The sequence below is a fragment of the Pseudoalteromonas sp. TP27 genome, from assembly GCF_056470645.1.
Map to the genome: position 1 here is coordinate 1 of NZ_JARDAK010000044.1, position 6,085 is coordinate 6,085.

Below are 6,085 nucleotides of genomic sequence, written 5' to 3' on the forward strand. Positions count from 1 at the left end.
TAATTAAGTAAGCAATTAAAATAATATTCATAAAAACCTAATTAAATTATTTCACTTTTTATTTTTAGTGTGAGCTATTAATAAATCAGCTACTTGTTGCTTTACGGCTCGCTTGTCATCACTTTGTACATCAAAGCGACTGGCTAGTTGCGCTATTTCATCATCATTTAAATTAAACGATAAACGTTGACGCGTTTTTTTAGACTTTACGTCTAAGCCAAGTATTTTTCGGATCATATCTGATGGAGTTAACTCTTGATCGATCGCTTGTTTTTTTATCAGCTTTTGAACTTCGCTGCTCAGATCAAATGCCATTTGCGTGGCACGTACGGCTTGTTCCTGACGTAACCACTTATCTTTAGCATCACTCACTTAGCATCTCCGGGAAACAAGTCTACAATGTCTGACATTGGACGCGTTAGCGTTAGCGATACTTCGGTTTCGCCACCATCCCAAATTTCGATATTTAAACCGAAACCTTCGTTATCTGACGCTAAGCAAATCATTTCACATGGCTCACCACCTTCTTGCTCATAGCGAGGCAAAGCTTGGTTGCGGTAATCTTTATTATGGAAATAACACACATAAGGCGACTCGCTTTGTTGATAGCTTTTAGCTAAAAACTGCATAAAGCGCTCTGGTGTATTTTGCACTGTAATGTGGGTTAACGACTCCTCATCAAAAATACGCGCAAACTCATCAAGGCTAAATATTTCTTCAACTTCGTTTCGCTGAATTTTAATAGAAAAGTTAGCCCACTCTTCGCCGTCATCTTGCTCAATTTGTAAAAATACAACTTGGCCGCTATTTGTCTCGAGTACAAATTCAGTATCGCTACTGTGCTGATATTGGTAAGTCTGAATATCAGTAACACGTAACGTTTCACCTTTTAACCATGCAGGATAGGCAAATGAGTCAATAACGCTAAACATGTCGCCTTTTTTAAGATCGCTCGGATGATTAAGCTGACGTTCTGGCTCTTTTTTAGATTTGAAAAAATTAAACATAGGAAGGCTGCCTTCTAAGCAAAAAAGGTAACTGAGAAAAACTCGGTTACCTTTTTAAAGTATAAACGTAATGGTTAGCTATTTTGCTTCGCTTTGATGCGAGCTAAAATATCAGCGCTTTTTGGACTTGTGTCGCCAATACCGGCTTCAGCCATTTTAGCTTTTAAGTCATCGCCATTTACGTCTGACTCAAGTTGCTTTGCAGCACCAAGCTGGTCGCTACGATCTTGTTGACGCTGTTTAATGCGCTCAAGCGATTGACGAGCCGATGTCATAGACGAGCTATTTGTATTAAGCGTGCTGTTAACAGCCATTGTTGCTTGCTGTACGCTTTCAGTGGTTTTAACCATTGTAAGCTGACGCTGATTCTCTTTAATCGATTTTTCAGCATCTTTAACTTGCTGCTTAAGCGCAACAATGTGATTGCTAAAACCAGATAATACTTGCTCGTTTTCAGCTTTTTCAGCTTCAAAGTCACCAATTTTTTCTGCAATTTCTAATGCCAGCGCTTCGTTACCCTTTTCAAGCGCTTGGCCTGCATACGCTTCGTGTTCAGCGATTGAAGCATCTACTGCGCTAATTTTACGCTTAGTTTGCATTTCTTTAGCCATTACTTCTGTAAGACTTTTTTTAGCGCGGTGAAGTGCATTTTGCGCGTCTGCAATTTCTTGCTCAAAAATACGGATGCCGTTTTTGTCTACAATTGCTTCGCCTGCTTCACGAGCGCCGCCACGTACTGCTGTAAATAATTTTTTTAAAATACTCATAATCTTAACTCCACTAACTAGCTATTAATCGTTTAAATACAAGGTCACGGCTTCTAGTGCATCTATAGCGTTATCGGCTAATGTCACTAGTTCGTGGGTAACGTCATCTAATGATGAATTTACCGACAGTGCACCAAAAATCGCGTATTTGTTATCGATTTTAGCAAATGCACTCAGTGGAATTGGCACGTTTAAACGTAGTAATGTTTCGTTTAACTCGTTGCGTAATTCACTCTTAACTTCATCTTCGTCAAACAAGTAGCTAATACATAACAACTGCTCTTGTGTTTGAGTAACAAAAATTGGAAGTTCATCATTTCCATCAACAATGACTTGTAAAACATCTTGCTCACCAGGATTGGCAATCAAGAAAGACTCAAAGTTAGCGCCTTCAGTTTCAAAAGAAGCTAATTTTATTGAAAGTTCATTTAATTCCATGTCTCTGCCTTTTGTCGTTTGACATATTATGTCTGAGTTAAGATTCTCATGGCCGACATATTATGTCAACCATGTTTTATTAGTTTTTATACAATTCACTTTCTATTTGCCATGCTGTGCGATAGTAATCATACAATTGACCAGAGCCTAACCTATTGACCTCAATACTTTTAACTTGTTCAAAGTAATGATTAGGAAATACAAAACTTGCCAATAAATATTCTTTACTGATCCATCTTGATGGTACTGGCATAGCCGTCGCATCATTAATACGGCCACTAGCCGACTGTCCCATTTTAGTCGCTATGGTCCAGCCCCACTGCCCAAAAGAAGGTATGTTTTGCTGATACTGCTCAACATAGCCAAATCCAGCAGCTTTAACCGTTTTGCCTATACTCAAAAATGCTTTTTTAGCATGATAAGGAGAGGTCGATTGAACTGCCATTGCGCCATCGGGAGCTAATAACTGACGTACATGATTATAAAAATAATCACTGTACATTTTATTTAGGTCAGGATGATTAGGATCGGGTAAATCAATTAAAATAGTGTCGAACTGCTTAGATTGATCGAGCAGCTTTTCAACTTCTAAAAATGCATCACCCACAATTATGTTGGCACGCGAGTCTTGCATCGATTTATTATTTAGCTGCAGCAATCGCTCACTAATATGCTCTGGTGGCGTAAAGTCACCGTCTTTATGACCAAATAAATTGAGAAGCTGCGCGTCTAAATCTATAAGCGTTACTTCACTCACCGGCCATTTTAAAACATCTCTAAGTGCAAGCCCGTCACCACCACCAATTATTAATACGCGGTCGTGTCGGTTAGAGGCAAGCATTGCAGGATAAACCAGCATTGAATGATATATTTGCTCATCAATACTTGAGAACTGCAAGCGCCCATTTAAATATAAATCGGTGATCGGTTGCGGCTGGTTTTTACTTAATCTCTCAGTTAAAACAACGTGCTGATACTTAGTTGCCTGTGAGTAAATCACTTTATCTTTATATAAAACATTGCTTAGATTGTTCATCCAACCACTGCCAAATACCAAAATAAAACCAAATAATGCCAACAATGCTATATGGCAAACTAAAAGCGCCTTAGCAAAGCGTACATATGTGTGGTAACGCCATAAAAACGCGAGCCCTGCAATGATATTAAATAATGCCGTCCACGCGGCAGCCTGCATTATAGGCATTGAGAGCATGATGCTTACCCAAATGGCTGCACCAATACCGGCGCCAATATAATCGGCACCATAAATAGTCCCTGCGTTGTTCTCCAAAAATCGGCCATAAACATGTTGGCGAATACGCGCAATAAGCGGTATTTCCATACCAATAAATAAACCCAGTATTAAACCAAAAACATAAGGTAGAAAACGTGACCACTCTTGAAGCTTTTGAAATACGTAACCATTAAGTACAACATCAGGGGGTAAGTTAAAAATACTCGAAAATAAATGAGGAAGAGAATAACTAACTGCTATTACACCCGCTATCGCTAAAATGCAGCCCATGCCAACCAAAGCAATAATGCTTTCTAGCCAAGCAAAAGCGGTAAATGCATCTTTAAACCAACGCGCTAAGAAAGCACCTAAGCCCATAGCTACAATCATAGTACCAATCATGGCGTAAATGGCGCTCTCTACTGAGCCAAGTACACGGCCCGCATAATGAGACAGTAAGTATTCATAAATAAGGCCGCACCCAGCAAGCACGGCCATAACAGTAATAAGTAGTATATCGTGCCCAAGTAAGCGAGACTTACTTGGGGGAGTGTTGGTTGATGACACTGATTATGCGCCTAGTAATGTTGCCATAGTGATACCTACCGCAAATGATACTGCTGCAGAAATAGTTGCTACACCTACATTTTTTTGACGATTAACTTCATCTGAAATATCGCAACCAGATAAAATTATTTTAATTGTCACTAAGTGTAAAATAATAAATGCAACAAGGCTCACTACTGCGCTAATAGCCCAGTATAGTAAACTCGCATTAATGTTATCCGCAGCGTAAGGTGCAACACCCGTTGCTGCCGTGATAGCTAATGCACTACCTACTAAAAATCCAGCGTAACGAATACCCACAGCTAAGTTACCATCAACAATTGCTTGTTGTAGGCAGTCGCCACTTTTATTTGTACGCTTAAATAACTGCACTCGGTACTGGCTAACAAGTAGTAATACAACGCTACCTATAATAAAGGCAGCAATTACAATTGGAAGACCATGCCAGCCATCAGTAGCCACCCATAAAAGAGCTGAGCGAATAACAATAGCGACACTAACAACATGACCAAAATCAATTATTGAAGCTGTAACGTTACCTTTAACGATTTCGTCGTGCAGACTTACTTTACGAAGTGCTACTTTATCTTGAAAGAAGTGACCCAATTTAATAAGTACAATAGCTAATGCGCCATAAGCTAACATTTGTAGTGCTTCTTGTTGCAGTGTTGCAGCAAAAGCCCCACTACTTACACCCGTTAATACAATCGCCAGTGCCACTAAACCAGCAGCAAAACTAATACCAAAGGCAAAGTTATCGCGCTCTGTTATTTCATCATTTGCGTGTAAGTTTGAAACCCAGCCTTTAATATATTTTAGGCTGACAAAAAGCAAAACAATAATCGCAAAATCAATCGCCAGCGCTTGTAGCGACCACATAGTTATTCCATTAAATTCATACATATTATTCTAACTCCAACTTTATTCTTTTACTTACCACGGCTCACGCCACGAGAGGTTCTGCTACCGCTATCACGCACCGATCCAGAGCTATTGCTATAACTGCTCGAACGAGAATAACTACTGCGGCTTTTTGGTGGCGTATAACTGCTACGGCTTAAACCTGATGCACCTGTTTTTTTACTCGCATAAGGGCTCGTGAATTGCTTACCTTGGCGTTGGTATGTTTGGCGCGTGCGTGTTTCTAGCGCGCTTTGAGTTTTAATTTGTTTAGGGCTTGAATAACGCGTTCGGCCATAGTCATTGTAATAACTATACTTTCGGCGTTTGCTCCAGCTTCCGTATTCAACACGGTCAAATACATCACCTAAAATACGGTACATTCCGTACCATTGCCAAAAGCTAATACCGTTACTATTCGATTGCCAGTTACCATAGTTAGGATTACCTACCATTTGGTTACCAACACCCTCACCTTCAGCTTGCTTACTAATTGCGCCTACACGTGCTAAAGCACCTTTCGACATATCAGCTAGCATATTAATAGGATCGGTTAACGCATCAGAAAATAACGTAGGTTTTGCCGCTTCACGCAACAAATCAATGCTATGTAACGTATCTTCGTAAGGAGGAATTAAGTAAGTTCCTTTAATATCTTTAAGTCGCTGTGTTAAGCCACTATAAAGTGCGCCTCGGCGCGTTGCATCAAGGGTAATTACATCAACAACTTTTGTAAGCTCTGGTTGTTGTTTTTTAAGAAGCTCGCCATATTCTTTAAGTAATACAGCATTGCGTACGCTTCCATTATCGAGTGCAGTACCAAGCTGAGACAGCTCCGTATCTACCTTTTTAATAGACTCTTGAATTGTTTGTTGCAGCTGCTCTTCTTTCGATTGACAACCCATAAGCACTGCGAACAAACAAAACAGGCTCATAAGTTTCCAAGCTTTAATATTCGACATTCATGTCACCTGATTTACTAAATTAACGCAGGTAGTTTTACACAGGTCACTTATTAAACCAAGAATGAAATTGCAACAAAGTGAGAAGAAACGAGCATTTCTGTAATCAGGGTATTATTTAGTAAAAATATGAAGCTATATAGTGAAGTTCGAATTAAAGTTGAAGCTTTATAAGAGGATGTACTTGCGGTGATTTTAACGTCGGGAGTA

At 39.6% G+C, this 6,085-nt stretch carries 7 protein-coding genes; all 7 read right to left on the minus strand.

Features of this window, described 5'->3' with window-relative positions; genetic code table 11:
* Positions 1-51: 51 nt before the first annotated feature.
* The 7 genes from PX700_RS21340 to PX700_RS21370 all read right to left on the minus strand — a co-directional run bounded on the left by PX700_RS21340 (position 52) and on the right by PX700_RS21370 (position 5,875).
* The gene (locus PX700_RS21340; protein WP_024599671.1) at positions 52-372 is read right to left on the minus strand and encodes a hypothetical protein; all 321 of its coding nucleotides are present in this window, start codon (positions 370-372) and stop codon (positions 52-54) included.
* Entirely contained in the window at positions 369-1,007 is a 639-nt protein-coding gene (locus tag PX700_RS21345; RefSeq protein ID WP_479521883.1) for a DUF4178 domain-containing protein, read from the minus strand. The genes PX700_RS21340 and PX700_RS21345 overlap by 4 nt, the downstream gene beginning before the upstream one ends.
* Before the next feature lie 74 nt (positions 1,008-1,081).
* Positions 1,082-1,774, minus strand: coding sequence for a PspA/IM30 family protein (locus tag PX700_RS21350; RefSeq protein ID WP_004335088.1), 693 nt, complete (start codon positions 1,772-1,774; stop codon positions 1,082-1,084).
* Between the two features lie 24 nt (positions 1,775-1,798).
* Positions 1,799-2,212 carry a YjfI family protein gene (locus tag PX700_RS21355; RefSeq protein WP_004335098.1) on the minus strand — a complete coding sequence of 138 codons (414 nt, stop codon included), beginning with the start codon at positions 2,210-2,212 and terminating at the stop codon, positions 1,799-1,801.
* Between the two features lie 79 nt (positions 2,213-2,291).
* Positions 2,292-4,013 (minus strand): polyamine aminopropyltransferase, encoded by a 1,722-nt coding sequence (locus PX700_RS21360; protein WP_479521884.1) that lies wholly within the window; start codon positions 4,011-4,013, stop codon positions 2,292-2,294.
* Between the two features lie 3 nt (positions 4,014-4,016).
* Complete coding sequence (locus tag PX700_RS21365) at positions 4,017-4,916, minus strand: DUF350 domain-containing protein (RefSeq protein WP_024589503.1); 900 nt, start codon at positions 4,914-4,916, stop codon at positions 4,017-4,019.
* Positions 4,917-4,942: 26 nt separating this feature from the next.
* Complete coding sequence (locus PX700_RS21370; protein ID WP_479521885.1) at positions 4,943-5,875, minus strand: CHAD domain-containing protein; 933 nt, start codon at positions 5,873-5,875, stop codon at positions 4,943-4,945.
* Positions 5,876-6,085 lie beyond the last annotated feature (210 nt).